Origin of the sequence: Photobacterium sp. TLY01, assembly GCF_021432065.1 — a bacterium.
GTDB classification, from domain to species: domain Bacteria; phylum Pseudomonadota; class Gammaproteobacteria; order Enterobacterales; family Vibrionaceae; genus Photobacterium; species Photobacterium halotolerans_A.
The window spans coordinates 1,558,979-1,585,512 of record NZ_CP090364.1 but is presented as its reverse complement, the minus strand read 5'-3'; the positions used below and the strand labels follow the sequence as shown (position 1 = coordinate 1,585,512).

Here is a 26,534-nt window from a genome sequence, read left to right as displayed (position 1 = left end):
AACGGTTAGCCTTGTTGCCAAAATTGTTTGTTATGACGAATCATACCCTGGATTTCATCCACGTAGTCTTGACCGCGTTCAGAGTATCGGTGCAGCCCTTCCGCAAGCTTTAACCCAGTGACAGGTTGACCTGCTGCACGCTCGTTCGCTCTGATATCCCGGAGCTCCGCATAAGCACGGTTTCGATTCACATTCATAAAATACGCATGAACCGACTGCGCAGCATCTGAGAAAACGGCGACTTCATGCTTGGCACCCTCTCCTCTGGCACTGGGAACCAAACCACAGCCTTGGGTGTAACACCATTGACCAAAGTAATTATTACCTTCGACCGCAAACCGTGACGTACCCCAGCCCGATTCATTTGCCGCCTGACTCAGCACCAGTTCCTCAGGGATCCGGTCCACACGAACCAGCATAGCATCCAGCCATGAATCCGTGACAATGTCACCGCCCAGCTCAAGGTTATAGGCATCACCAAGCTGGCGGGCTTCATCGAGGTCATCGGCACTGAGAGCTTGTCCGACTTTCAACTGGGTTTGAATGGCCAGCAAGAAAGAACGCTCCTCACTGACTCGGGCATTCTCATGTTGCACAAACGGACGTAAGAATTTGAAAAATAATTGCTTCTTCTGGTTTACATCTTCCATGACGTTGAAATCTGGCCGGGTGGCTTCTTCCTTGGCATCTGCAGCCTGCTTTTCCGGCTCAGCACAGCCCACAAAAAGAAAAGTGCATCCGGCAACAGCTATGTGTCTGACAGTTTTTATCACGCGTTAAATACCTTACTCTCTTCTTCTGTTTTGTTGTCTTTATCTTGCCCGTCACCGCCTTTGTCGACTGTGGTTACCTGCAAGGTAATGCCGAACAAATTGCGATAGACAATGGCTTTTACGTTAAAGAAGAAAGGAATTGTCCAGATCAACCCGATGCCTGCAGTCGCAAATGAGATAAAGAACAAAACCAGCACCGCCAGAAAAATAGCCGATAGCGGCAATATTTTACGGAAAGTTGCCACGACAGAGTATTGGATCGCTTTTAATGGGCTGACACGCTTTTCACACACCAGAGTAATCGTCATGCTGAAAGCCATGGTTAAAAACAACCCGATTAACGGGAACAATGCATTGCCAATGCCCTGCAACGATGAAGTCAGCAACATTGTGACAACAGACACCACGGCAAAGGGAAACCCTTTTACCAAATAACGCGGCTTGGTTGGCAGACCCACCGCATGGTTCAGTGCCATCAGACTGACGCCGGCATACAAGGGAGCACTCAAAACATCTGACCAGAAATTAGCCATAAAACCCGCTTCAACGATATCGGGGGTGATCCCTTCACCGCTGACAATGGCATCAAAGAAAATTGCCGGGTTACCCAGTTGTACTTTCAGCGCGATCAGCAACAGAGCAAGTTGCGCCAAGAACAGCCCTGCTATGGCTGGGAAAAAGGTCAGAAAGTGCTTTGCTGTTACCTTCCAGGCTTCCTGAAGTACAGCGACAGACTGTAGGTCTGCTTGACCGGACAGCGCCTTTTCGATTGAGCCGCCAACCTGAAGACTTTTATTACTCATGCAGATAGTTGATTCACATTCAATTAGAACAATAGGCCCGATTGTACGCTACCGTTTCCGCTAAACAAATCGCGTCATGGTTAAAAAATGCTTCAATGCCGCAAAAAGATGGAAATTTATCATTCAATTTAGGGTTTTGTTCAGATTTCATCTAAGCTGAGTAGTCAATTTGCAATCTAAGTTCAGCATAATTCGCCTAGAAATTTCTCAGATCATGCGATGAACTCCGTTGAAATCATTTGCAAAACTGATGAACGAAAAAGTCAGCCGTACGACATAAAAAATACTTTGAATTATACCTATGGGGGTCTATTATCCGGCTCCTGAAATTGACCAAGAAAATGCAGGCAGATATTTGCAGGCACGATGTGGAGACCAGGTAGAGTTGAACACAAACATCACATCCAAAGAACCGGTTATTCAGCTCAAAGGGCTGAGCAAAAGCTTTGACGGTAAACAGATTATCACCGGGTTAGATCTCAACGTAAATGACGGTGAGTTTTTAACCATTTTAGGCCCCTCCGGCTGTGGTAAAACCACTGTCCTTCGCCTGATCGCTGGTTTTGAAGATGCTGACCAGGGTCAGATTATTCTTGCCGGTCAGGACGTGACTGCAGTTCATGCAGAGCAGCGGCATGTGAATACTGTATTCCAGAGTTATGCCTTATTCCCGCACATGACTGTGTTTGAAAATGTGGCCTTTGGTCTGCGCATGCAAAAAGTGCCAGAGCAAGAGATTAAGCCACGTGTGATGGAAGCTTTACAGATGGTTCAGCTGGAGCAGTTTGCACCTCGCCAGCCACATCAGTTGTCCGGTGGTCAGCAGCAACGTGTTGCCATTGCCCGAGCTGTCGTGAACAAACCGAAAGTTCTGCTGTTGGATGAATCACTGTCCGCATTGGATTACAAGTTACGTAAACAAATGCAACTTGAGTTAAAACAGTTGCAACGTCGCCTTGGCATTACTTTTATCTTCGTCACTCATGATCAGGAAGAAGCCTTGTCGATGTCAGATCGCATTATCGTGATGCGTGACGGACGCATTGAGCAAGACGGTACACCTCGTGAAATCTACGAAGAACCCAGCAACCTGTTTGTTGCCCGTTTTATCGGTGAAATTAATGTGTTCGATGCCACTGTGGTCGATCGCATTGACGAAAAACGCATCAAAGCCATTGTGGAAGGCCGTGAAGCCGTGATCCATTGTGATCTTGATGTAAAGCAGGATGATCCGCTGAAGGTGCTGCTTCGCCCTGAAGATATCCGCTTGGAAGAAATCAACGAAAACGAAGAAAGCTGGGGTCTGATGGGCCATGTCCGTGAGCGGACCTATAAAGGGATGACACTGGATTCGGTCGTTGAGATTGAAACAGGCAAATCTGTCATGGTGAGTGAATTCTTCAACGAAGATGATCCGGATGTGGACCACTCCCTGGATCAAAAAGTTGCTATCACCTGGGTTGAAAGTTGGGAAGTGGTACTGGCTGATGACGAAAAAGCTTAATCTGCAAAATATCATCATTTCGGTCATCGTCGGATGGTTACTGATATTTGTGTTCATCCCGAACCTGATGATTATTGGCACCAGTTTTCTGACCCGTGACGATGCGAATCTGATTGATTTAACCTTCACGCTGGAAAACTACGCGCGCTTATTTGACCCTTTGTATGGTCAGGTGATGTTGCATTCGTTCTACATGGCAGGCATGGCAACGATCTTATGTCTGCTGGTGGGTTATCCATTTGCCTACAGTATTGCGAAAATGCCGGAAAAATGGCGCCCTTTCATGCTGTTTCTGGTGATCGTCCCCTTCTGGACCAACTCACTGATCCGGACTTACGGCCTGAAAATCATGCTGGGAACCCAGGGCGTGTTTAACAGCAGCCTGATGGGTTTAGGGATTATTGATAAGCCACTGCGTATTATGTACACAGAGTATGCGGTCATGATTGGTCTGGTTTATATCTTACTGCCATTCATGGTGCTGCCCTTGTATTCCGCGATTGAAAAGCTGGATAACACCTATATCGAAGCCGCTCGTGATCTGGGCGCGAACAAAGTTCAGACGTTTATTCGTGTTATCGCACCATTAACCATGCCTGGCGTGATTGCGGGCTGTCTGCTGGTGTTCTTGCCGGCTATGGGGATGTTCTACATTTCCGACTTGCTCGGTGGTGCCAAGAACCTGCTTATTGGTAACGTGATCAAGAGTCAGGTATTGAACGCCCGTGACTGGCCTTTCGGTGCTGCAACAAGCATCGCACTGACTATTTCAATGGCAATTCTGCTGTATGCCTATTACCGGGCCGGCAAGCTGCTCAATCGTAAAGTGGAGTTAGACTAACTGTGGGACGTTTTTTCAAAGTCAGTCTGATGTCGGTAGTGTACGCATTCCTGTACATTCCCATCATTATTCTTATTGTGAACTCATTCAATGCCAGTAAATTTGGCATGAAATGGGGCGGCTTTACCACCAAGTGGTATGAGCAACTGGTGAACAATGACAGCTTGATGCAGGCGGCCTGGCACTCACTGAATATTGCCGTTTACTCTGCAACCGCGGCTGCCATCATCGGCAGCCTGACTGCCGTTGCCCTGTTCCGTTACCAGTTTAAGGGAAAAAGTTTTGTCAACGGCATGCTGTTCGTGGTCATGATGTCGCCAGATATCGTGATGGCCATTTCACTGCTGGCACTGTTCATTCTGATGGGTGCAAAACTGGGGTTCCTGACATTGCTGTTGTCTCACATCACTTTCTGTCTCCCATTCGTTGTGGTGACAGTGTATAGCCGCTTAAAAGGCTTTGATGTGAAAATGCTGGAAGCGGCCCGTGATTTAGGCGCCAGTGAATGGGTCATCCTGAAACAGATCATCCTGCCACTGGCTAAACCCGCGGTTTTTGCTGGTTGGCTGCTCAGTTTTACCTTGTCACTGGATGATGTAATTGTCAGTTCATTCGTCACAGGACCGACCTATGAAATCCTGCCGCTGAAAATTTACTCCATGGTAAAAGTGGGTATTTCACCGGAAGTGAATGCACTGGCGACTGTGATGTTAATCGTGTCTCTGACGCTGGTTGTATTGTCGCAAATCATTGCACGAGACAAGACAAAATAAGTTGCGTTTAATTTTATCTGCATGATAATCGTACCGAAACACGGTCGGGTTCACTCGACCGTTTACGCAGGAGACAAAGGTTTGACTCCTGTTATATTAACCATCCCAGCAGGGATTTTGGAGTTATCACATCAATGAAGAAATGGTCCGCGTTTCTGGCCAGCGCCGCATGCGCCGCTACTCTGGTATCTGGTAGTGCTAATGCAGCCAATGAAGAATTAGTCTTTATGAACTGGGGTCCGTACATTTCTACGGAACTGCGTGAACAGTTCACTAAAGAAACGGGCATTAAAGTCATCTATTCGACTTATGAGTCGAACGAAACCATGTATGCCAAGCTGAAAGCTCACCCAGAAGGTTACGACCTGGTTGTCCCTTCAACCTACTTTGTAGCCAAAATGCGTGATGAAGGCATGCTGCAGAAGATCGACAAGTCAAAGCTGACGAACTTCAAAAATCTTGATGAGAACTATCTGAACAAACCTTTTGACCCAAACAATGAGTATTCTATTCCTCATGTTCTGGGCATCACCGGGTTGGCAGTGAACACAGAAATGTATGACCCTGCTGATTTCGATAGCTGGGAAGATCTGTGGGATCCGAAATATCGTGGCCAACTGATGCTGATGGATGACACGCGTGAAGTTCACCATATCGCATTAAAGATTCTGGGTTACTCGGGTAACACCACAGATCCAAAACAAATCGCTGAAGCTTATGAAAAGCTGAAAGAGCTGATGCCTAACGTACTGGTTTTCAACTCGGATAACCCAGCGGCACCTTATATGGCTGGCGAAGTCGGCTTAGGTATGCTGTGGAATGGCTCCGCTGCTCAAGCACAGCGTGAAGGCTTGCCAATTGAGCTGGTCTGGCCAAAAGAAGGTGGCATTTACTGGGTCGATAACCTGGCAATTACCAATAGTGCCAAGAATGTTGACGCCGCTCATAAGATGATCGATTTCCTGCTGCGTCCGGATGTTGCTGCAAAAATTTCCGAAGAAACCGGATACCTGACTGGTGTTGCTGCATCAAACGCAAAATATAAAGACAACCCGACTCTGTTCCCACCGAAAGAGGAATTAGAGCGTGGTGAGTTCCAGAATGCTGTCGGTGACGCCAATATTCTGTATGAGGAAAACTTCCTCAAACTGAAAGCTGGTCAATAAGCGCTTTCTTTAGGCAACCAAAATGATTTGGTTGCCTTTTTTCTTATCCCCTCTGCTATACTCTCCCACTGATTCTTTAATGAATTCCATACGTTAGAAATGAGGTAATCCCTTGTTCTGACATATTTTGTCATCTGAAATGACACACCCTGTCCGCAAGAGAGGTGGGCATTGCTATAGCGCCCAGAATGCTATTCAGGCTTCTGAAGTTAGGAGTAACTCAATGAAAAAATGGTCTTCAATCATGGTTAGCGGTCTATTTGCCATGTCGCTGACATCACAGTCAGCACTGGCTGCAGACGAGGAACTGTATTTCTACAACTGGTCTGAATATATCCCAGCCAGTGTGTTGGAAGCCTTCACCAAAGAAACCGGCATCAAAGTGATCTACTCGACGTATGAGTCGAATGAAACGATGTACGCCAAATTGAAGACCTACGGTTCAGGTTACGATCTGGTCGTGCCTTCTACATATTACGTTGCTAAAATGCGTGATGAAAAGATGCTGAAGCAGATCGATAAGTCTAAGTTGTCGCACTTTAAAGATCTGGACCCAAACTTCCTGAATAAACCTTTCGACCCAAGCAATGATTACTCCATCCCTTACATTTGGGGTGCAACCGGCATAGGTGTGAACTCTGACCTGGTCAACACGAAAGAGATCACCGGCTGGAGCGACTTCTGGGACAGCAAATGGCAAGGCCAACTGATGATGATGGACGACGCCCGTGAATTCTTCCACATCGCCTTACGTAAGTTAGGTTACTCAGCCAACACTGAAAATCCTGACGAAATTAAAGCCGCTTACGAAGAATTGAAAAAGCTAATGCCTAATGTCCTGGTCTTTAACTCAGACTACCCTGCGAACCCTTACATGGCGGGAGAAACCTCTCTGGGTATGTTATGGAATGGTTCTGCCTACATGGCACGCCAGGAAGGCGCTCCTATTGATATCGTTTGGCCTAAAGAAGGCGCTATTTTCTGGATGGACAGCCTGGCAATTCCTGCTGGCGCGAAAAACGTCGATGCCGCACACAAGATGATCGACTTTTTACTCAAGCCAGAGAACGCAGCAAAAGTTGCACTGGAAATTGGTTATCCGACCCCTGTTGCAACAGCCAAAGAGAAACTACCGAAAACATTTGTAGATGACCCCAGCATCTACCCGCCGCAAGCCGTCATGGATGCCGGTGAATGGCAAAACAGTGTTGGAGAAGCAGTAGGATTGTATGAAGAATACTTCCAGAAACTAAAAGCAGGCCAGTAATCACTCAGATAAGGCGTCCTTTGGACGCCTTATTGTTGCCGCACCAGCTAAATAATAGCTATGGTGTTAATTCGCTGGCGTTAGTAACTCTTCAACCAGCTCAGGTACGATTTGGGACGCAGGTCCATAACGTTTTTCGTCAAATTCGCTTTCTACAATACTGGGTTCTAAGTTGAGCTCAAGGGTATGAGCGCCGTGCATTGCCGCTTCATGTACAAAGCCAGCCGCAGGGTACACTGAACCTGACGTACCAATCGCGATGAACAAATCAGCCGCAACCAACGCAGAATAAATCTTATCCATAGATTGTGGCATTTCTCCGAACCAGACAACATTAGGCCTTAACGGCGCTGGAATCTGACAGCAGTGGCAACTGTCATCTAATGAGATATCACCACTCCACTCTATCGTCTGGCCACTTTGACTGCACTGCGCTTTCAGTAACTCCCCGTGCATATGAATGACATGATGGCTTCCCGCTTTCTCATGCAGGTTGTCAATATTCTGCGTAATGATTGTCACTGTACCATCGAGTTCATTCTCCAAACGTGACAGCGCATAATGTGCAGCATTTGGCTGAACCGAACCGCTTTCTAATTGTTGACGACGCTGATTGTAAAAGGATTGAACCAGATTCGGATCCCTTTTAAACCCTTCCGGTGTGGCAACATCCTCAATACGGTGGTTTTCCCACAGCCCATCCTGGTCCCGAAAGGTTTTGATCCCCGACTCGGCTGATATCCCCGCCCCAGTGAGTATCACGATATTTCGATAGGGAAAATGCATCTTTCCTTGCCTTTGTTGACGTTTACCACAGTTATACCACTGACCGGACAGCAATATAACTCTTCCCTTGTCAGACCATAGTCGTATGAGGTCTCTTGTTGAGGAGTCACTGGGATGTGGTTTATGTATTGATCACAGAAGAATAAATTATAGTGCATCAGAATCCACAACTCATCTCGAAAATAAGAAAATGGAGAATGGTTCTGTTTACACCATATGTTGTTTTGTCATCCTGCGATTTTCTGCATTTTATTATCAGAACTATTAATAAAATAGTTTATGTATCTTTGTGAAACACGATGAAAATGCTGAAGTATTTAGGCAACATTCTATAGTCTCGTCTATGCTTCTCCTGTATCACAAAAACAATGGAGTGATAGAAATGAAGCAAAAAGCATTGGCATTATTAGTTACAACACTATTGGCTAGCCCAGCCGCGCTTGCCGTAACTCTGGAAGAAGGTACGCAAGAATTCGGCTTACAAGGTAGTCTGGATCTTGATTATGTAGACGATTATTTATTCCTGCTGAATACCTCCTATGGATACTTTATCATGGATGACTGGGAAATCGGCGGGGTGCTAGATGTCAATATGAGTGATAGCACGAAGACATTCCAGCTTGGTATGTTTACTGAATACAATTTTACCAATGACAGTAACTGGGTTCCCTATCTGGGCGCCGCAGCACAAGTCGCGAATCTTTCGGCAGATGCCGATGATGACGTCGATTTTGATATCGAAGATGTCACTGCTTTGAATATTAAACTTGCAGGTGGCGTAAAATACTTCATCAACCCACATGTTGCTATCAGTGCCGAAGTGAACTACAACATCGCAACCGACGATATCAGCGTCACAAAAGATGGTGTTGAGGACAGCTTCACCCGATTCATTTTTGGTACAAGATTCTACTTCTGACAATACCTTACGACACAACGCCACAGCAATGTGGCGTTGCTAATTTTTACGTTGCTTCACGACCAACTTTATCGACCGGCTTGCAACCTTCACCCGACGACTCAGCTCCGACTCTCCCATATCCTCAAAACAATGCACCACAATATTTTCCAGAGTCTGTATCAAAAAACAGACAAAATAGGCAAATCAATCCTGCTATACCTTAAAAAAATACAATAAAAATTTGTTGCTGGGTTCGATCAAACTAAGGTTAGCAGGACGATTATGAGAAACGCTTACCCGCTGTTGGTTTTGTCATTCCAGTTTCTGGCAGGCTGTGAATCCATGTCTGTTACCAATGATTCGCATCATGAAGCCTTACAAAAAGCATTACTGCTTATCGCGAATCAAAACCAGCGATGCCCTATTCCAGAAGATGTCATTGAGGGCCGCTATCTGGCGACAGGGTTGCCTTCTGGTTATTCACCACCTCCCTTAACTGAGCTACCAATACTCAAAGAAGAGAGTCTCTGGCAAGTGCTCGCAAAAGAAAGTGCGCTTCCTGTACCCAACAACCCAAGAGTACGGAACTATAAACAGTGGTATCTAAGCCGCCCTTTACACCTGGAAACGGTATCAAAACGTGCACAAATCTTTCTTTATTATATCTACCAAAATACCAAGTCTCGCAATTTACCGACCGAACTGGCTTTACTGCCTTTCATCGAAAGTGCATTTGATCCCTATGCATTTTCAAAACAGGGAGCAGCCGGACTGTGGCAAATCACAAAGCCAACAGGCAAATCGTTTGGATTGCAATTCCAGCCCGGATATGACGGCAGGCTTGACATCGTGGCATCAACTCATGCCGCCCTTGATTTACTGGAATATCTGCATCATAAATTCAATGGCAATTGGTTACACGCGATTGCCGCTTATAATACGGGCGAAAGTCGAGTGCGAAAAGCAATCAAGGCCAACAGAGCGCAGGGTAAGTCAACCGATTTCTGGTCATTAGCATTACCCCGCGAAACTGAGCACTACGTTCCTAAACTGCTCGCATTGAGCCAGATCATCAAAGAAGAAAGTCATACCTCTTTGCCACTGCAGTTTATTCCCAATCGTCCGGTATTATCATCCGTCACAGTCACGCATCAATTGCCCCTCACTCAGATTGCCAATGATGCCGGTCTGACAGGAAAAGCACTGTATCGGCTTAACCCGGGTTATACCGCCGGACTCACACTCAGACAGCAGCAAAGCCAGTTACTCATACCTAAAAAACAACTCAATTACTTTTATCAGCAGCCAGAAACATTAAGCTATGTCAAAAACAAATACCGCGTTCGTCATATTGAACCTGGCGATTCTTTATATCGGATTGCGACATTAAACAACACATCAATCAGTGATATCAAACAAGCGAACCAGTTAGTCAATAATAAGATACACGCAGGTCAGCTTTTGCTTATCCCGGTCAAATAATATTTACTCCGGCGCTTTACCATTGACAAATTGCCAGGCTTGTTTTATTTCCCAGTCAGGCTGAGTGGCTAATTTCATCACTTCACCCATCTGAATTAACAACTTTACGTCTGACTGATTATGCGACAGAGCCAGGCCGACAATCACCCCGGCAAGTAAACAAGCCGGAGCAATCAGACTTCGAATCGCCATCAAACTTGCCAGTGCCAGCACCATCAGGATCGTGGCTATATACAAATGCCCTGGCAATTGCGTAAAAAATGCAACATAAATAGCAGTTGCCTGAATGATGGCACCTACAGCTAAAAATACGATTGTCATTAATTCACCACAAATAAATATTTTTATCTTGTTTTTTTATGAGTATAGACACATGTTCCATGAGGAGATGACAATATGAGTGTCATTTTCTAATGTGAATTTTTTTTGCTTTGTCTCGTCATTTTCACTCTCAGTGTTAAAACCCACTATACTGAAAATAAAGAAAATGCCTTTAGCCGTATCGCTAAAGGACCAAAACAAGCGCAAATGGTCATCTGGAGGGAGTATTCATGCATCATGATGAAATGATTGTACCAAGCAACTTCGGTCTTATCGGCAGAACAGCCACGGTTGCCGGCTTTATTTTAGCTGCTGGGCTCTTGTTGATGATCTTTTAAGCTTGATCGTAGCATGTGACACATTGAATAAAATTAGGGTACTCAGCCAGCAATACTGTCAGAGTACCCATTCAGTTGCAGTATCCCTACCGCTTATTATCTCTGGCTCTTCTACACGCACAGATGAGTGATTCAGCAGAGCTGTTTACAGCTCAAAGGTCTCGGATAATACCCGAGTATGTGATTTGTTGCACCACTTTTATATCTGCTTCTGAGTCAAATCAAGCTTCTGCCACATTTTCAGCTGGCTAGACCATTTACGCTGTTGATATCAGGTAAACTATCAGGATTACGATGATCTAAGGTAGTTCCAACTCAATGTTTTTAGATTCTTACTTCGCCGAGCAAAATGGTGCTTATACATTTACCCGCGAACAAGCCAGCCATTTTGCCAAAAAAGTTGCTGGCGATTTCAACCCAATCCACGATGCCGATAGCAAGCGCTTTTGCGTTCCGGGTGATCTCCTCTTTTCTGTCATGCTGGCAAAAACAGGATTGAGCCAGAAAATGCGTGTGGAATTTGCAGGTATGATCACCGATGGCGTTGCCCTGGCTATCAACACGAAATCATCCAACGACCTGTCTCTCGCCGATGAAAAAGGCAAAGAATACCTTCACGTCCTTCGCGAAGGTGAAATCACCCACAATGCCAGCCTGATCGAAACTGTAACCAGGAACTATGTACAGTTTTCCGGAAAGAATTTCCCGCACATCATGGTGCCTTTGATGGAATCCAAGCAGGTCATGATCAACCCTGCCCGCCCATTGGTTATCTATGAAAGCATGGAACTGGAGTTCAGCCGGCTGGACCTTGAAGCGCCAACCGTTGAGCTGACTGATTCCATTCTCGAATCTGACGGTAAGCGTGGCAGCGTCACGCTGGCATTCAGCTTTACAGAGCACGGTGAAGTCGTGGGTGAAGGCCGTAAGCGTATGCTGATGAGTGGCCTTAAGCCATACTGCCAGAACGACATTGATGATCTGGTCGCTCGCTTTAACGCCAGAAAAGAAGCTTATCAGGCTGCATAATCTGACAAATGTGTCTGGAAACCTTAAACCACTTCTAGACACATTTTACTCCGCCTGCTACATTCCATGCACTTCACACCCATTTATGACTTTGGAGGACACAAGATGATTGTATTAACGACTCACTGGGCACAGAAACAGGCAAAGAGCCAGTAAGCGAAAGAGATAACTGAACACCCTCCCGCTTCTGCCCTTCCCTCTTCTATTGCCCGGTTCTGAATAACCGGGGACATATTGCCCCTGAATTTTACCGTTTCAGATAATGACGCCTGCGCTGCGTCAGGGGTAAACACATCATGACAACAACGATTTCTACACCAATATATTCTTTGCAAGAACTAGGTTGGAAACCTTATTTTCAACAGCAACTGACTCTTGACGAATGGGATCAGGTGAAACCAGCCCGGGTCTGTGCCTTACACAGAAACCGGCTGGACCTTTGTTCGGAACACGGTCACTTGTCGATACCTGTACTGCCTAATATGCCTGAACTCGCTGTCGGAGACTGGGTATTACTGTCTGACGAAGACCATTTTGTCCGTCTGCTGGAGCGCTTTTCCCGCTTCTGGCGAAAAGCCGCAGGCAGCAAAATTGAAGAACAGCTCATCGCCAGCAATGTCGATACCGTATTTATCGTCTGCTCTCTGAACCAGGATTTTAACCTCAGTCGTATCGAGCGATATCTGGCGCTTGCGCACCAGGCTGGTGTTGAGCCGGTAATTGTTCTGTCTAAAGCCGACTGTGTTGACGATCCCACCCATTTCGTCGAACAGGTCCGTCACATCGATAACATGCTATTGGTTGAGTACGTCAATGGGTTAGACAGTGACAGTGTCGCCAAACTTGCACCTTGGTGCAGGACAGGAAAAACGGTTGCTTTTCTGGGCTCATCGGGTGCGGGAAAATCCACCCTGGTCAATACCCTGCTTGCTACCGAAACACAGCAAACAGGCAGGATCAGAGAAGATGACAGTAAAGGCAGACATACCACGACCGCAAGATCTCTGCACCTCATGCCAGATGGAGGTCTTCTGCTGGACACGCCAGGGATGCGTGAACTCCAGTTGGCCGACTGCAGTGAAGGTCTGGCAACGACTTTCGCGGATATAGAAACTCTGGCAGAGCAATGCCGGTTCGGCGACTGTGCTCACCAGTATGAGCCAGGCTGCGCCGTATTGGCTGCCATTGAATCGGGCGAACTTGAAGAGCGCAGATTGCGTAATTATCTCAAGCTGAACCGCGAAGTGAGCTTCAATACTGCCAGCATTGCAGAGAAACGGGCCAAGTCAAAACAGCTGGGCCGCATGTATCGTACGATACAAAGCACGAACCGGAAGCATAAAAACCGGGAGTAACAAGCAACGAAAATAACAACGCCCTCAATAATGAGGGCGTTTTATCAGGGGAAACAGTCTTACTGCTCAGTGATCAGCGAACTTTCAGGTGGGCTAACATCGGCTTCGCGGTGTAGCCTGATGGCGGCCAGCGGACCGGTCAGCAATGTGAAGACCATCAGCAACGAAACCGGTACAGCCGTAATCACAATAAATGATTGCAGAGCATTCAGCCCGCCATCACCCGCCAGCAGTAATACTGCAGCCACAGCTCCCATGGCGATCGCCCAGAATAAACGATGTCCTCTGCCCGGTTCATTCTGACCTGAGGTGACCATGGCAATGGCATAAGCCATAGAGTCCCCGGTTGTGACAACAAACGTTGTCGTCAGCACCAGAAAAGCCGGAATGAGCCACTCACTGAATGGCAATTGTGACAAAGTAGCCAGTAACACAGCAGGCAAGCCCCCTTCACTTAAGGGTTCTGAAATCACACCAGGTTGAGTCAGCTCAAAGTAAATGCCTGATCCGCCCAGCACAGTAAACCAGAAATGGGTCACCAGAGGCGCACCAATCGCCACTGTCATCACCAGTTCCCGAATACTACGGCCAACCGTGATGCGGGCAATAAAGATTGCCATCATAGGCGCGAAGCCGATGAACCACCCCCAGAAAAACCAAGTCCACCAGGCGTTCCAATCCGGAGAAGCGTTTGTCAGGCTCATCGCAGGAAAGTGCTGGATATAAACAGTCATCGCTTCGGCAAACTTTTCAAAGATGAAACCCGTTGGCCCCAGCAGCAACATCACCACCAGCAGCAATACGGCGACTATCACATTAAAGCGGCTCAACCATTGCAGTCCCTTATCCATGCCAGTCGCAGCAGATAAGGAATAAATCGTGACCACGACCGCCAGCAAACCGATCTGAGTCAATACCGAGTTATCCAGTCCGGCGACAACATGCAGGCTGTACCCCAGTTGTGAAGCTAAAAACCCTATCGGACCAATAGTACCCGCAGCGACGGCGAGTATTGCGCTTGCATCAATCACTGAGCCCAGCCAGTGATGTTCCAGCCGATCACCCACCAGCGGATACAGTAAAGCCCTCGGTCGGAGTTTGATCCCTTTCTGATGATGCGCATACATCAGCACGATTGTTGCCAGTGTACCCAGCACCGCCCAGGCCAGAAAACCCCAGTGCAAAAAGCTTTGACTCAGCGCAGGCGCAACCGTTTCAGGCTGTCGCGCCGCCAGGCCATCAAAGGCTGGCGGCGTGGTCACGAAGTGATAAATAGGCTCAGCGGCCGACCAGAATACACCGCCACCCGCAAGCAGAGTACACATGATCATGGCGGTCCAGCGAAACTGACCGATTTCAGGTCGCTTTGAATTACCGAGCTTTATTTTACCCAGAGGCGACAGAGCCAGACACAGTGCAAGCATAAAGTTCAGTACCATCAGCCATTGCCAAAAGTAACCGAAGTTAGCGGTTGAAAGCGCAAAAAGGGATTGGATGGAAGAGGATACCCATGACAGGTCTACCAGCGCAGCAATCAGGAACAGACTGAGGAAACCAATGGTTAGAGCTGAAACCATTTTATCAGCACTATTTCGTTCGGAGGTTTGCATAAAATTCTCACCAGTTGTGTGAGGGGACGCACACTACCAGCTTAAAAACAGTAAATCTAACGACTTTGCTCAAATTAACCTCAAAAAACGATGAAAGAGGTGTAAGTGGTGAAATATTGAACAAGCAAACTATTCGCGACCTAATGAGCTTGCTTTATTGAAAAAGTTTTGAACTCAAATAAATTTAAATACCCAGACCAGCCTGGCCTGGATACATTCAAGGGTATCTGAGATTAGAGCTTCACTTTTTGGCAAATGGCTTCTGCAAGATAATGAGTATTCAGGTTCCGCGTCAGCAGAGAGGCTTCCATCTTGCCTGTCGCCACCACATCCAGCCAGTGGGCAATCATGGCCGTAAATCCTTTACTCTCCAGCATGGGAGTCCAGTCTGGCAGCACTAATGTCTGTTCGCGGCCTTCGTTCCATTGCTTTCCTGTTGCCAGAGAATCAAAGTGACACGTCAGATTATCGAAGTTGATCGTCACCTGTTCTGCTGTCACACCATTGAGCCGGTTCATTGAGGCCTGAAAAATAGCGTCATCAAGCTGCCACGCTACGTCCAGTCGCGCAAGCTGTCCCTGGTAGGTCTGAGTCACGATATGCAGATCATCTGTTCTCACCTGTCCGGTAAGATTCACGCTGTCCAGTGCATGGATAAAATCATCAAACACAAAGGTTCGGGTTTCCCCGGGCAGATTCAGCCGGTGTTTCTGCCATTTCAAACCCAGTAGTTTCTTACCTCCAGTGACTGAAGCGTCGCTCAGATAAGGCTTAATCAGCGGTAAATATCGGCGATTAAAACCAAGAAACAAAGGACATTGTTTTTCTTCTGCCAACTCATACAGTGCCTCACATTGTTCATAATTATCGGTAAGCGGCTTATCAACGAAAACGGCAATGCCTTGATTCAGAAAAAAGCGCGCAATCTCAAAATGGGAAGAGGTCGCGCTGTGGATCATGACACCATCTACGCCCAGCGCCACCAGCCCGCGATAATCCGTCAAGGTTTCCTGAATTCTGTGTGTTCGGGCAAGTTGCTTCAGTGTGTCTTCATGACGGGTACAGAATACCAGCTCAAGATCCGGCCACTGCGTGATCACGGGCAAATACGCTTTGCGAGCTATGTCCCCTAAGCCAATCATGCCAATTTTCATCATTTCTCCTTGTTCAAACCCCAATAGCAGATACAAAAAAGCCCTCGTCTGTGACAAGGGCCTGATTCGTTATCTTGCAAACAACACGTGAACAGATCAGTGCGTTGTCACGCTGTGTTCATATTCAACAACGATTTGATTACCACTATATCGTACATTTTTGATATTGCCATCAACTATATACGTATTTGTTAATGTGACTGTGTTCGGCAGATTACTGCCAATCTGCTCCCTTAAAGAAGGAATCGTAAGCACAGGATCAACACCCATATACTGGCAGAACTGACTGACAAAACGATGCTCAAGCGGTAAGTTACCACGCAGAATATCAGAGAAAAACAGCTGACTTACCCCAAGCTTCTTGGCCATTTCAATCTGTGTCACCCGCATTTTAGCCTTATAGCTCATCCATGTTTCATAGAGTACTTTTCTGTCTTCTTCTGTGTATTGCATACCTGTTCCTAGCGCAAAAAAATGTCAACTCACCGCAATTAAAGCCTAAACCCTGTCAGGAAATGTCAGAAAAACGTTAGGCTTGTTCCAAATGCGACCCCCGCAAACCCGCATTAAATCTGGCTATCAGGCAGATCCCTATCTTTCAGTACGTTAGAAAACTTACCATTTCTTGATTTTGGTTATGAATCCGATTTGTGCAGAGGTTATAATCTACAGCATCGATCATTTTGGAAGACATCGCCGACCGCATGTTGACTCCGTTGCCTCAACAGCCGCTTTTTTCAATCCACAGGATAATCATTGTTATCTTGTGCTTACTGTTGCTGCCGCTCAATAATGCCAGTGCGACCCTGTACTCAGGTGATATGTCAGATCACTGTCCGGCCATGATGATGACGATGGACTGTTGTCCCGGAAGCGCTGCAGCTTCACTTGTGAACCAAACAAACCTCAGTGCCTGCCAGGACACGCCTGAGCATGCCACTTGCTTACAGCATTGCCAGTCTTCCTGCCATACCCCATTAATGCTTCCCAGTGCTTTGCCAGCTCCGACTTTCATCACATCCACCCAAAGTGAGCATCCCTATTTATCCGGGGACTGGGACGAGCCAGTGTCCCCCCTGCTACGACCTCCAATTCATCTCTGACGCGCCGCCCGCTTATGCCCTGACGGGTAACGTTGTCGATCGGTACCGCTTTCCGATTCGTACGGATTGATGAACAGATTGACTCAAGAATGCTGAGGCTGTTTGCCCAGCATCACAGATGAATAAAGGTTTCATGATGAAAAAATCACACTATCTCCTCACTGCCACACTGTTTCTGGCTGCGCTTCCCTCGCTGGCTGCCGGAACCATTAAGGGAACCAATTACCAGTCTCCCTCCTGCGGTTGTTGCAAAGATTGGGTCAAGCACATGAACAGTAACGGGTTTGATCTTGAAATGAACATGACAAGCAATCTCCACCCAATCAAACAAGCCAATGGGATACAACCTGAGTATGCATCCTGCCATACCGCTGTGATTCAGGGGTATGTCTTTGAAGGCCACGTGCCTGCACAAGATGTACAACGATTTCTGAAGGAGAAACCCGCCAATCTGAAAGGTCTGGCTGTGGCCGGTATGCCGATGGGGTCACCTGGCATGGACTATAACGATCAGAAAATGCCTTATGATGTCGTCGCATTTGATGACGCAGGCAAGACCGTCATCTGGGCCAGCCATAATCAGGTTCAGAAGCAATAAAAAGCGATGAATGTATAGCTTTACAGATACGGTAAAACATCAGGGCCAGATAGATAATCTGGCCCTTTTTTTGTTAGCTCTCTGAACGCTTCAGCAACTTAGCAAACCATTGCCGGTTAGGATCCTGAGTGAGCGCCCAGTGGGTGTCTTCTTCTCTCTTCTCCAGATACACCTGTAACCCGGTAAAGTAGTGGAAGGCCGTCAGTTCAGAGTCCTGACTGAAATGCGCCAGAAACGCTTCTTCCATTTCAGCCAACTGCGCTAATGTTGTTACGCCGTGTTGTAAGGCCCATTGCACCGCATAGGGAGAGACTTCGGTGCGAGACAATATCTGGGGTTCAATATACTTGATACCCACCTCAATGCCCTGACTGAGCGAGACTGTCTGTTCAGACTCGGCTTCTTCCTGCAGTCTCTCACGCAGACTGGCCAGGCTCACAGCACGCTGAGCGTCTGAATAGCCATGGGTGGTTTTACAAAAGCGAATGGCAAACCCTAACTGGTGACGTCCAACCAGTTCGATGGTTTGTTCTAGATATTCCTGCGGAATTGCGTAACTCTTCGCGAGTTGCTCAACCGCCTGCGAAATATTGGGATAAACAATGCCGTTATACTCAACCTGAAAAGCACTGCTGAGCTGCCCCACCGGCTGACCATCAATTGCCAGCGGCCAGCCCGGGTAATTCACTCTGTCCCGTGCAATTTCAAACATCATCCAGGCGCTGTGTTTAAAACCTTCAAATGCCTTGCCTTCCAGCTCAGAGTCTTCCAGCTCTTCCCGGGTCCATTGTGCACCTATCTGCAAATGCTTCTGGTATTGCTGGTGTAAACGGCCTTTCACCCGGTCACGTAATATATCTAACCCACTGGCTTTGGTTCGGGAACAAAACCCATAACATTCCTCACAGCAAGGGACTTTAACCGGCGGGTCATTGTCATAGTTAGGCTCAGGGCGGAAAACATGGCATTCGTAGTAAGGCTCGCCACAAAACCAGCAGGTATGGCGAAATTCAAACGGTACATCAATAGACTGGACAGTCGTCATTACTTAGCTCGGTTTTCTTTGCAAAAAGTGCGGCTCATTATGCGGTTCAACCAGAACCAGTACAAGGCAAGCGCTTCATTTCCCGCTGAACGCAAAAGAATACCAACAGAGAATTTTGCCTTCCTGATAGGGAACACGCTAAAATACGTGACCGTTTTTTGAATGCGAGTGGTGTGGATGTCTGAACAAAAGCGAAAGGCACTGAAAAAAATAGCCAAATGCCTTGAGTTAGGTAACTCGGCCAACGTCAATGAAGCCGCGCAAGCCATCAAAATGGCTCACCGCCTGATGCTTAAGTACGGCCTGGAGCAAGATGACATTGAATTCATCCAAATGGGTAAAACTAAATCAGCCACCCTGTTACCATCAGATATCAGCGCGCACATTTTAAAAATCATTCGTGGCATTAACCGCCGCTTCGGCGTCGAATGTGTATTGACCAATTATAAAGGACTTAAACAGGCTGAGTTTATCGGCGTGGCCGAGCGAGCGATTTTCGCCGCTTTCGCCTTTGATGTCGTCTACCGCGAAATGAACCAGCAAACCGGCCAGTTCCGCAACAGCTTTGCCGGCACAGGCGCCAGTACGACTGAAGTCACCCGCCGTGTTTCCTCTTTTCTCGCCGGCTGGATAGAAGGCGCGCTGGAAAAACTGCCAACCCTGAACACCGACGACGACCATGACAAACGCATGAGTAATTTCATCGACCGGGAATTTGAAAACCTGGACCGTGAAACCTTCAAGAAACAATTGCAGGAAGCCATGAAGGCGATGACCGATGATTATGAGAAAGGCATGAAAAAAGGCCGCTCAATTTCTGTCAACCGACCGGTTGGCGGAACACGCCAAGAAGCCACCAAGCTGCTGGAACAGTAGCAGAGCAGACAAGTCCCTGACCAAGCAGATAACAGTCGACCTGCCATGGCGCCAAGGAATAAAAAGAAACAGGCGAGTGATTCACTCGCCTGTTTTGTATGCACCGTTTAAGCTGCCCGCTTCATAACGTTCAGAACCCTCAGACTGCTTTAACAGGCTGCGATGGCATTTCTGACCCGTTTATCAGAGACAGGATACGGCGTCCCTAATTGTTGAGCAAAATAGCTCACCCGTAATTCCTCAATCATCCAGCGGATTTCTTTAACCTGTTCAGGTATCGGCTGACCTTTGGGGATCTTATTGAGTAATTCTTTATACTCGTTGGTAACAGACTCAACTTTCAGAATGTGTACCCGGTCTTTATTCGGATCAATTGGCAGTTTTTCCATTCTGCGCTCAATCGCCTTCATGTAACGCAAAATATCCGGCAGACGTCGCCAGCCACACTCAGTGGCAAACCCTTTGAAGATCAACCCTTCGATTTGCGCTTTAATATCAGACAAAGCAAAGGCCATACTCAAATCGACTTTCCCTTTCAATTTCTTGTTGATATTAAACGCCGTTGTCAAAATCGCTTCTACCTGTTTGGCGATATCAACCACTGTATCGCCCAGCTCAGCCCGCACATGCTCCTTCAAGGCTTCAAAGGCATCAGCATCCCAAACCAGACCGCCTTTTTCCTCGATCAGTTTATCCACGCCGCAGGCGATACAGTCATCAATCAGATCCATGACCCGCCCGTACGGGTTAAAGTACAGACCCAGCTTGGATTTATTCGGTAAGTTGGCATGCAGATATTTGATCGGCGACGGCACGTTAAGCAATATCAGACGGCGCTGACCTTGCTGCATGGCGGTGCGCTGTTCTTCTTCGGTCTCAAACAGCTTGATACCGACAGAGTCTTTGTTATCAATAATGGCCGGATAGGCTTTGACTTCAAACCCGCCACGTTTTTGCTGATAACGCTCAGGCAACGCACCAAAGCTCCAGGTCTTCAGTCCGTCCTGCTCAATATCATCATCGGCAACCTTCGACAGGGTTTCCTGAACTTTCTCTTTCAGGCTGTCTTTCAGCGCGTACAAGTCTTTATTTTCCCGAAGTTTGCGGTTGCGGTGATCCACAGCGCGGAATGTGATCTTCAGGTGTTCAGGGACTTGATCCAGATTCCAGTCATCGCGCAGTACCGTCACACCTGTCATCCGCTTGAGTTCTTTCTCCAGCGCATCCAGCAAAGGCATCGACAGTGCCTGCACCCGGGCCAGAAACGCATCGGCATAGTTGGGTGCCGGCACAAAGTTACGTCGTAATGATTTAGGCAGGGATTTAATCAAAGCCACCACCAGCTCATGCCGCAAACCCGGTATCTGCCAGTCAAAGCCGTCCGGCTCGACCTGATTCAATACAGGGAGCGGAAGATGAACCGTCACGCCATCTGTGTCATCACCCGGCTCGAACTGGTAACTCAGTTTGAGTTTTAAGCCGCCCTGATGCCAGAAGTTGGGATAATCGAGCTCAGTGACATGACTCGCATCGCTCCGTAGCAGCATCTCTCGCTCAAAATTGAGCAGCTCTTTGTCTTTCCGGGACGCCTCTTTCCACCAGGTATCAAAATGACGGCCGGAAACCACAGTATGTTCAACCCGCTGATCGTAGAATTCATACAGGGCATCATCGTCGATCAGAATGTCACGCCGGCGGGATTTATGTTCCAGCTCTTCCACTTCCCGCAATAACTGGCGGTTTTGATGGAAGAACTTATGTTTGGTGTCCCAGTCCCCTTCGACCAGGGCCGAACGGATGAAAATTTCTCGGCTGAGCACGGGATCAATCTTGCCGTAATTCACCTTACGCTTAGGTACAATCGGAATGCCGTACAGGGTGACTTTCTCAAAGGCCTGTACAGACGCCTGCTTTTTCTCCCAGTGCGGTTCACTGTAGCTGCGTTTAATCAGATGCGGTGCCAGCGGTTCGATCCATTCAGGCTGAATCTTAGCGGCAATACGCCCCCACAGCTTGGAGGTTTCCACCAGTTCGGCCACCATGACCCACTTAGGCTGCTTCTTGAAAATACCGGAACCGGGGAAGATGTTAAATCTGGCGTTGCGCGCGCCCTGATAGTCGTTCTTCTCCTGATCTTTCTGGCCAATATGCGACAGTAACCCGGCCAGCAACGAGGTATGCACTGCCTGATAATCGGCTGGTTCGTCGTTATGGCGCAGCTTCAGCTCGCGCACAACCTGATGCACCTGAAAATAAATATCCTGCCACTCCCGCACGCGCAGATAGTTCAGGTAATCCGCTTTACACTGCTTACGGAACTGATTCGCAGACAGCGTTTTTTGCTGTTCTTTCACGTACTCCCAGAGGTTCACAAAGGTCTGGAAATCCGATTCTTTGTCATAGAAACGACGGTGTTTCTCATCCGATGCCTGCTGTTTGTCTGTCGGCCGTTCACGCGGATCCTGAATTGACAAGGCAGAGGCAATAATCATGACCTCTTGCAGCGCACCGTGCTTCGGTGCTTCCAGCACCATACGTGCCAAACGCGGATCAATCGGCAACTTCGCCAACTGACGGCCAATCTCGGTCAGGCGCTTACGCGGGTCAGTGGCGTTGGCGTTCATGGCGCCCAGCTCTTCCAGCAAGCGCACACCGTCCTGAATATTCCGGCTGTCAGGCGGCTCAACAAACGGGAAAGCCTGGATATCACCCAGGCCAATCGCCGTCATCTGTAAAATCACCGAGGCTAAGTTCGTGCGCAGAATTTCCGGATCGGTGAATTCCGGACGCGACAGAAAGTCTTCCTCTGAATACAGACGAATACAAATACCTGCCGCCACCCGGCCACAACGGCCTTTACGCTGATTGGCACTGGCCTGCGATATCGGTTCAATCGGTAAGCGCTGCACCTTGGTGCGATAACTGTAGCGGCTGATGCGGGCTGTACCCGGATCAATCACATATTTGATCCCCGGTACTGTCAGTGAGGTTTCAGCCACGTTGGTCGATAGTACAATGCGCCGGCCGCTGTGCGACTGGAACACCCGGTTCTGCTCACTTGCGGACAGGCGGGCGTACAAAGGCACGATTTCAGTGTGTTTGATATTGCGCTTGTTCAGGGCGTCTGCGGTGTCGCGAATTTCCCGTTCACCGTTCATGAAGATCAGAATATCGCCCATGCCTTCATCGCACAGTTCATCGACCGCGTCGAAAATGGCCTGCAGCTGATCACGATCGTTATCGTCACTGTCATCCATGATCGGCCGGTAACGGACTTCAACCGGATAGGTACGGCCAGATACTTCGATAATCGGCGCATTATTGAAGTGTTTTGAAAAGCGTTCCGGATCGATAGTTGCAGAGGTAATGATCACCTTCAGATCCGGGCGTTTCGGCAACAGGTTCTTCAGGTAGCCCAGAATGAAATCAATGTTCAGGCTTCGCTCGTGGGCTTCATCGATAATGATGGTGTCATACTGATTCAGATATTTATCGTTCTGAATTTCAGCCAGCAAAATCCCGTCAGTCATCAGCTTGACTTGCGTCTTGTCTGAAACCTGATCGTTAAAACGCACTTTGTAACCCACGGTTGAGCCCATCTCACAGCCCAGCTCCTCAGCGATACGGTTCGCAACAGAGCGTGCCGCCAGCCGGCGGGGCTGAGTGTGACCTATGGTTCCCGTGGTGCCCAGCCCAAGCTCAAGACAAATTTTAGGGAGCTGAGTGGTTTTCCCAGAGCCGGTTTCACCGGCGACAATCACGACCTGATGTTCGCTGATCGCTTTTGCAATGTCCTCTTTCTTCTGACTGACAGGCAGCTGTTCTGGATAGCTGATCTGAGGACAACTGCTGCGACGGATTTCAACAGACTGCATTGAACGAGCAATGTCCATGGCGATTTCATCGAATACCGCATGGCGAGCCTGCTCATTCTTAATTTTGGCGGCGCCCTGCACTCTTTTGTGCAAACGGAAGCGATCGCGGATCAGGCAATCTTTCAGCGCAGCTTTTAATGTTTTTTCATTATTGCGAACCTCGGTCCGCTCAGATGGAGACGTTGTAGACTGAGTCAAGTGATTTCCTGCTTGTATCAGTTGGTTGTTCAGGGTGAATGCAAGTAGACAAGACCTGAACAAACTCATCATAAAACTGCCGCGATTCTACCACATAGTTTATCTTTCATCAGGCAGGCTAAAACTATCCCTTGCATTTTTTCTGCGGGCACTGCAAAGATAAAAGTATGACTCAGGCTGTTGAAAGGAAATGATGATGTTCCAGCAATTACGCGTACTCTTTCGTCAGGTGATGAATGAAGGCAGTGATGAGGGCGCGGCGGTTGATACGCCATCCCTTCACCTGGCGATGGCTTCACTGCTCTGTGAAGTCGCAGATGCCGATCACAACCGGGATCCCAGCGAGGAAAGTGCAAAAGTCCACTTGCTCGTTAAATTGCTTGAAGTGAATGACGCACAAGCCAGAGCCCTGTTGCACGAAGCACAAACCCGCAGCGAGCAGTCTGTGTCGGTGTTTGAATTCACCAACAAGCTGCGCTCTCTGTCTGCAGAAGCGCGTTACCGCTTGATTGAGGCCATGTGGCAGGTCGCTTTTGCTGACGGCACTTTAGACCCGGTGGAAGAAGCCGTTATCCGCCAGGTCGCAGAGCTGATCTATGTTGACCATGCCACCTTTATTAAGGCCAAACTGTCCGCTCAGGCAGGCGCTTCCGAATGATTCTTTCACGGCATGCCTAATACAGAAGACAGATAATGTAAATCGGGTGATTTCGGGGTAAATTTCTGATAATCACCCAAAAAACCAGTCAAACACTCCGATTAATCATCACATCGAAGTATAAAACACCCATCATCAGGCCAGTTATCCCGATGATGCATGACTTTATCCCGCTTTTCTCCTGCATAACAAAACATTCAACAAAAGTTGAAAATGTTGATCATTTTAACAAAATTTTTGAAGTTTCTCTTTGAATATGGCGTGTGATAGGTCTACGATGTGGCCTCAATAAGAAGAAATGCCAAAATTTCAGCCAAAAACAGAGTCTATTGCATGAAAGACGATAAAAGACCCCTATATATCCCCTACGCCGGACCGGCCCTGCTAGAAACTCCTCTACTGAACAAAGGAAGTGCTTTTTCTGTCGAAGAGCGAATGTTCTTCAACCTCGAAGGTTTGTTACCCGAAGCGATTGAAACTATTGAAGAGCAGGCAGAACGTGCTTATCAGCAGTACCTGAAATTTGATAATGATATGGATAAGCATATCTATCTTCGTAACATTCAGGATACCAACGAGACACTGTTTTACCGACTGGTTGAAAGCCATATCACTGAGATGATGCCAATCATCTATACCCCGACTGTCGGTGCGGCATGTGAGAATTTCTCGAACATTTACCGCCGTGGTCGTGGCCTGTTCATCTCTTATCCGAACCGTGACCGCATTGAAGACATGCTCAACAACGCGTCCCGCCATAATGTCAAAGTCATCGTCGTGACTGACGGTGAACGTATTCTTGGTCTGGGTGATCAGGGCATCGGCGGTATGGGTATCCCAATTGGTAAACTGTCGCTCTATACCGCCTGTGGTGGTATCAGCCCGGCTTACACCCTGCCGGTTGTGCTGGACGTCGGTACCAATAACCCACAGCGTCTGTCTGACCCGATGTACATGGGCTGGCGCCATACCCGTATTACCGGTAAAGAGTATGAAGATTTTGTCGATGACTTCATTCAGGCAGTGAAGCTGCGCTGGCCGGATGCACTGATCCAGTTTGAAGACTTTGCACAGAAAAATGCCATGCCTTTGCTGGATCGCTACAAAGATAAAGTCTGCTGCTTCAACGATGATATTCAGGGCACAGCGGCTGTCACAGTCGGTTCCCTTCTGGCAGCCTGTAAAGCAGCTGGCAGCAAACTGTCTGAACAACGTGTCGCTTTCCTGGGTGCAGGCTCTGCCGGCTGCGGTATTGCCGAAGCAATTATTGCCCAAATGGTCTCTGAAGGGATTTCAGACGCTCAGGCGCGCAGCCAGGTCTTCATGGTCGACCGTTGGGGTCTGCTGCTGGACGATATGCCTAATCTGGTGAACTTCCAGAAAAAACTGGTACAGACTCGTAAAAGCATCAGTGAGTGGGAAACCGATGACAGCAATATTTCCCTGCTGGACGTGATGCGTAATGGTAAACCAAATATCCTGATCGGGGTGTCCGGTGTGCCGGGCCTGTTCAGTGAAGAAGTGATCCGTGAAATGCACAAACATTGTGAACGTCCGATCATCTTCCCGCTTTCCAACCCGACCAGTCGTGTTGAAGCCATGCCTGCTGACATCATCCGCTGGACTGACGGACAGGCCCTGGTTGCGACAGGCTCACCGTTTGAACCTGTTGTTTATAACGGTAAAACCTACCCGATTGCCCAGTGTAACAACAGTTATATCTTCCCGGGCATTGGCTTGGGTGTGCTGGCCGTTGGTGCCCGCCGCGTAACCGATGAAATGCTGATGGAAAGCAGCCGGGCACTGGCCGAATGCTCCCCGTTAGCCATCAACGGCCGTGGCGCTTTACTGCCGCCTCTTGAAGACATCCAGAATGTCTCTCGCTACATCGCCTTGGCTGTAGCGAAGAAAGCGGTTGAACAACGCAAAGCACCAAAAAACACCGAAGAGCGCATTAAAGAGAAAATTGATGCGAACTTCTGGGAACCGGGTTACCGCCGCTATAAGCGAACCTCGTTCTAATCATTCGCTTTTTTGATGATAAAACCCGCCACCGGCGGGTTTTTTGTTCTTACTTC

Annotated in this window: 23 protein-coding genes; 13 read left to right on the top strand and 10 right to left on the bottom strand. The window is 48.0% G+C overall.

The genetic code is table 11. The features are described 5' to 3' along the window. Window positions 1-5: 5 nt before the first annotated feature. Together LN341_RS07690 and LN341_RS07685 are read right to left on the bottom strand one after the other, a co-directional pair. Window positions 6-773: a glucosaminidase domain-containing protein gene (locus LN341_RS07690; RefSeq protein ID WP_234204678.1), complete on the bottom strand. Its 768-nt coding sequence runs from the start codon at window positions 771-773 to the stop codon at window positions 6-8. Then, window positions 770-1,576 (bottom strand): membrane protein, encoded by an 807-nt coding sequence (locus LN341_RS07685; protein ID WP_046221931.1) that lies wholly within the window; start codon window positions 1,574-1,576, stop codon window positions 770-772. Before LN341_RS07685 ends, LN341_RS07690 begins: the two co-directional genes overlap by 4 nt. 385 nt (window positions 1,577-1,961) lie before the next feature. On the opposite strand from LN341_RS07685, the gene potA reads away from it, so the two are divergent. The 5 genes from potA (at window position 1,962) to LN341_RS07660 (ending at window position 7,127) form a co-directional block, all read left to right on the top strand. Beyond that, window positions 1,962-3,080 carry a spermidine/putrescine ABC transporter ATP-binding protein PotA gene (potA, locus tag LN341_RS07680; RefSeq protein WP_046221976.1) on the top strand — a complete coding sequence of 373 codons (1,119 nt, stop codon included), beginning with the start codon at window positions 1,962-1,964 and terminating at the stop codon, window positions 3,078-3,080. Continuing rightward, window positions 3,064-3,921 carry a spermidine/putrescine ABC transporter permease PotB gene (potB, locus tag LN341_RS07675; protein WP_046221932.1) on the top strand — a complete coding sequence of 286 codons (858 nt, stop codon included), beginning with the start codon at window positions 3,064-3,066 and terminating at the stop codon, window positions 3,919-3,921. The genes potA and potB overlap by 17 nt, the downstream gene beginning before the upstream one ends. Before the next feature lie 29 nt (window positions 3,922-3,950). Then, a complete protein-coding gene (gene potC, locus LN341_RS07670; protein ID WP_370643738.1) occupies window positions 3,951-4,694 on the top strand; it encodes a spermidine/putrescine ABC transporter permease PotC in 744 nt (247 codons plus the stop codon). Window positions 4,695-4,828: 134 nt separating this feature from the next. Then, window positions 4,829-5,860 (top strand): extracellular solute-binding protein, encoded by a 1,032-nt coding sequence (locus LN341_RS07665; protein ID WP_046221934.1) that lies wholly within the window; start codon window positions 4,829-4,831, stop codon window positions 5,858-5,860. Between the two features lie 244 nt (window positions 5,861-6,104). Further along, entirely contained in the window at window positions 6,105-7,127 is a 1,023-nt protein-coding gene (locus tag LN341_RS07660; protein ID WP_234204971.1) for an extracellular solute-binding protein, read from the top strand. Between the two features lie 66 nt (window positions 7,128-7,193). Here the strand turns inward: LN341_RS07660 and cobB are convergent, their stop codons facing one another. Further along, window positions 7,194-7,913, bottom strand: a complete 720-nt coding sequence (gene cobB, locus LN341_RS07655; RefSeq protein ID WP_234204676.1) for a Sir2 family NAD+-dependent deacetylase — start codon at window positions 7,911-7,913, stop codon at window positions 7,194-7,196. 382 nt (window positions 7,914-8,295) lie between these two features. On the opposite strand from cobB, the gene LN341_RS07650 reads away from it, so the two are divergent. Together LN341_RS07650 and LN341_RS07645 are read left to right on the top strand one after the other, a co-directional pair. Further along, window positions 8,296-8,832: an outer membrane beta-barrel protein gene (locus tag LN341_RS07650; protein ID WP_046221937.1), complete on the top strand. Its 537-nt coding sequence runs from the start codon at window positions 8,296-8,298 to the stop codon at window positions 8,830-8,832. Between the two features lie 264 nt (window positions 8,833-9,096). Continuing rightward, complete coding sequence (locus tag LN341_RS07645; RefSeq protein WP_234204674.1) at window positions 9,097-10,296, top strand: transglycosylase SLT domain-containing protein; 1,200 nt, start codon at window positions 9,097-9,099, stop codon at window positions 10,294-10,296. A 3-nt stretch (window positions 10,297-10,299) separates the two neighbouring features. Here LN341_RS07645 and LN341_RS07640 read toward each other — a convergent pair whose 3' ends face one another. Further along, window positions 10,300-10,617, bottom strand: coding sequence for a hypothetical protein (locus LN341_RS07640; protein WP_052730065.1), 318 nt, complete (start codon window positions 10,615-10,617; stop codon window positions 10,300-10,302). 656 nt (window positions 10,618-11,273) lie between these two features. Here LN341_RS07640 and LN341_RS07635 point away from each other — a divergent pair. Then, window positions 11,274-11,984, top strand: a complete 711-nt coding sequence (locus LN341_RS07635; RefSeq protein ID WP_046221939.1) for a DUF3581 domain-containing protein — start codon at window positions 11,274-11,276, stop codon at window positions 11,982-11,984. 296 nt (window positions 11,985-12,280) lie between these two features. After that, window positions 12,281-13,339, top strand: a complete 1,059-nt coding sequence (gene rsgA / locus LN341_RS07630; protein WP_234204666.1) for a ribosome small subunit-dependent GTPase A — start codon at window positions 12,281-12,283, stop codon at window positions 13,337-13,339. Window positions 13,340-13,398: 59 nt separating this feature from the next. Here rsgA and LN341_RS07625 read toward each other — a convergent pair whose 3' ends face one another. The 4 genes from LN341_RS07625 to LN341_RS07610 all read right to left on the bottom strand — a co-directional run bounded on the left by LN341_RS07625 (window position 13,399) and on the right by LN341_RS07610 (window position 17,118). After that, window positions 13,399-14,949 (bottom strand): BCCT family transporter, encoded by a 1,551-nt coding sequence (locus LN341_RS07625; RefSeq protein WP_046221941.1) that lies wholly within the window; start codon window positions 14,947-14,949, stop codon window positions 13,399-13,401. Between the two features lie 233 nt (window positions 14,950-15,182). Continuing rightward, window positions 15,183-16,103: a Gfo/Idh/MocA family protein gene (locus LN341_RS07620; RefSeq protein ID WP_046221942.1), complete on the bottom strand. Its 921-nt coding sequence runs from the start codon at window positions 16,101-16,103 to the stop codon at window positions 15,183-15,185. Window positions 16,104-16,199: 96 nt separating this feature from the next. Further along, window positions 16,200-16,556 carry a helix-turn-helix transcriptional regulator gene (locus LN341_RS07615; protein WP_046221943.1) on the bottom strand — a complete coding sequence of 119 codons (357 nt, stop codon included), beginning with the start codon at window positions 16,554-16,556 and terminating at the stop codon, window positions 16,200-16,202. A gap of 376 nt (window positions 16,557-16,932) precedes the next feature. After that, window positions 16,933-17,118 (bottom strand): hypothetical protein, encoded by a 186-nt coding sequence (locus LN341_RS07610; protein WP_046221944.1) that lies wholly within the window; start codon window positions 17,116-17,118, stop codon window positions 16,933-16,935. Window positions 17,119-17,342: 224 nt separating this feature from the next. On the opposite strand from LN341_RS07610, the gene LN341_RS07605 reads away from it, so the two are divergent. After that, the gene (locus LN341_RS07605) at window positions 17,343-17,804 is read left to right on the top strand and encodes a DUF411 domain-containing protein (protein ID WP_234204969.1); all 462 of its coding nucleotides are present in this window, start codon (window positions 17,343-17,345) and stop codon (window positions 17,802-17,804) included. Between the two features lie 73 nt (window positions 17,805-17,877). On the opposite strand, the gene LN341_RS07600 is transcribed toward LN341_RS07605, so the two are convergent. Continuing rightward, window positions 17,878-18,849: a hypothetical protein gene (locus LN341_RS07600; protein ID WP_234204657.1), complete on the bottom strand. Its 972-nt coding sequence runs from the start codon at window positions 18,847-18,849 to the stop codon at window positions 17,878-17,880. Window positions 18,850-19,026: 177 nt separating this feature from the next. Between LN341_RS07600 and LN341_RS07595 the strand changes: the two genes are divergently transcribed. Next, window positions 19,027-19,725, top strand: a complete 699-nt coding sequence (locus tag LN341_RS07595) for a DUF2786 domain-containing protein (protein WP_046221979.1) — start codon at window positions 19,027-19,029, stop codon at window positions 19,723-19,725. Between the two features lie 149 nt (window positions 19,726-19,874). Here the strand turns inward: LN341_RS07595 and hrpA are convergent, their stop codons facing one another. Continuing rightward, on the bottom strand, window positions 19,875-23,714 hold the full coding sequence (hrpA, locus tag LN341_RS07590) for an ATP-dependent RNA helicase HrpA (protein ID WP_234204967.1): 3,840 nt from the start codon (window positions 23,712-23,714) through the stop codon (window positions 19,875-19,877). A 280-nt stretch (window positions 23,715-23,994) separates the two neighbouring features. Between hrpA and LN341_RS07585 the strand changes: the two genes are divergently transcribed. Further along, window positions 23,995-24,456 carry a TerB family tellurite resistance protein gene (locus LN341_RS07585; protein WP_234204655.1) on the top strand — a complete coding sequence of 154 codons (462 nt, stop codon included), beginning with the start codon at window positions 23,995-23,997 and terminating at the stop codon, window positions 24,454-24,456. A gap of 333 nt (window positions 24,457-24,789) precedes the next feature. Further along, complete coding sequence (locus LN341_RS07580; RefSeq protein ID WP_234204654.1) at window positions 24,790-26,478, top strand: NAD-dependent malic enzyme; 1,689 nt, start codon at window positions 24,790-24,792, stop codon at window positions 26,476-26,478. Window positions 26,479-26,534: the final 56 nt, after the last annotated feature.

What these genes read in the sequence shown, in the direction of transcription:
- LN341_RS07685 (WP_046221931.1), bottom strand. Translation starts at nt 1,576, where the DNA reads ATGAGTAATAAAAGTCTTCAGGTTGGCGGCTCAATCGAAAAGGCGCTG.
- potB (WP_046221932.1), top strand. Translation starts at nt 3,064, where the DNA reads ATGACGAAAAAGCTTAATCTGCAAAATATCATCATTTCGGTCATCGTC.
- potC (WP_370643738.1), top strand. Translation starts at nt 3,951, where the DNA reads ATGTCGGTAGTGTACGCATTCCTGTACATTCCCATCATTATTCTTATT.
- LN341_RS07665 (WP_046221934.1), top strand. Translation starts at nt 4,829, where the DNA reads ATGAAGAAATGGTCCGCGTTTCTGGCCAGCGCCGCATGCGCCGCTACT.
- LN341_RS07660 (WP_234204971.1), top strand. Translation starts at nt 6,105, where the DNA reads ATGGTTAGCGGTCTATTTGCCATGTCGCTGACATCACAGTCAGCACTG.
- cobB (WP_234204676.1), bottom strand. Translation starts at nt 7,913, where the DNA reads ATGCATTTTCCCTATCGAAATATCGTGATACTCACTGGGGCGGGGATA.
- LN341_RS07650 (WP_046221937.1), top strand. Translation starts at nt 8,296, where the DNA reads ATGAAGCAAAAAGCATTGGCATTATTAGTTACAACACTATTGGCTAGC.
- LN341_RS07645 (WP_234204674.1), top strand. Translation starts at nt 9,097, where the DNA reads ATGAGAAACGCTTACCCGCTGTTGGTTTTGTCATTCCAGTTTCTGGCA.
- LN341_RS07640 (WP_052730065.1), bottom strand. Translation starts at nt 10,617, where the DNA reads ATGACAATCGTATTTTTAGCTGTAGGTGCCATCATTCAGGCAACTGCT.
- LN341_RS07635 (WP_046221939.1), top strand. Translation starts at nt 11,274, where the DNA reads ATGTTTTTAGATTCTTACTTCGCCGAGCAAAATGGTGCTTATACATTT.
- rsgA (WP_234204666.1), top strand. Translation starts at nt 12,281, where the DNA reads ATGACAACAACGATTTCTACACCAATATATTCTTTGCAAGAACTAGGT.
- LN341_RS07625 (WP_046221941.1), bottom strand. Translation starts at nt 14,949, where the DNA reads ATGCAAACCTCCGAACGAAATAGTGCTGATAAAATGGTTTCAGCTCTA.
- LN341_RS07620 (WP_046221942.1), bottom strand. Translation starts at nt 16,103, where the DNA reads ATGAAAATTGGCATGATTGGCTTAGGGGACATAGCTCGCAAAGCGTAT.
- LN341_RS07615 (WP_046221943.1), bottom strand. Translation starts at nt 16,556, where the DNA reads ATGCAATACACAGAAGAAGACAGAAAAGTACTCTATGAAACATGGATG.
- LN341_RS07610 (WP_046221944.1), bottom strand. Translation starts at nt 17,118, where the DNA reads ATGAAAGTCGGAGCTGGCAAAGCACTGGGAAGCATTAATGGGGTATGG.
- LN341_RS07605 (WP_234204969.1), top strand. Translation starts at nt 17,343, where the DNA reads ATGAAAAAATCACACTATCTCCTCACTGCCACACTGTTTCTGGCTGCG.
- LN341_RS07600 (WP_234204657.1), bottom strand. Translation starts at nt 18,849, where the DNA reads ATGACGACTGTCCAGTCTATTGATGTACCGTTTGAATTTCGCCATACC.
- LN341_RS07595 (WP_046221979.1), top strand. Translation starts at nt 19,027, where the DNA reads ATGTCTGAACAAAAGCGAAAGGCACTGAAAAAAATAGCCAAATGCCTT.
- LN341_RS07585 (WP_234204655.1), top strand. Translation starts at nt 23,995, where the DNA reads ATGTTCCAGCAATTACGCGTACTCTTTCGTCAGGTGATGAATGAAGGC.
- LN341_RS07580 (WP_234204654.1), top strand. Translation starts at nt 24,790, where the DNA reads ATGAAAGACGATAAAAGACCCCTATATATCCCCTACGCCGGACCGGCC.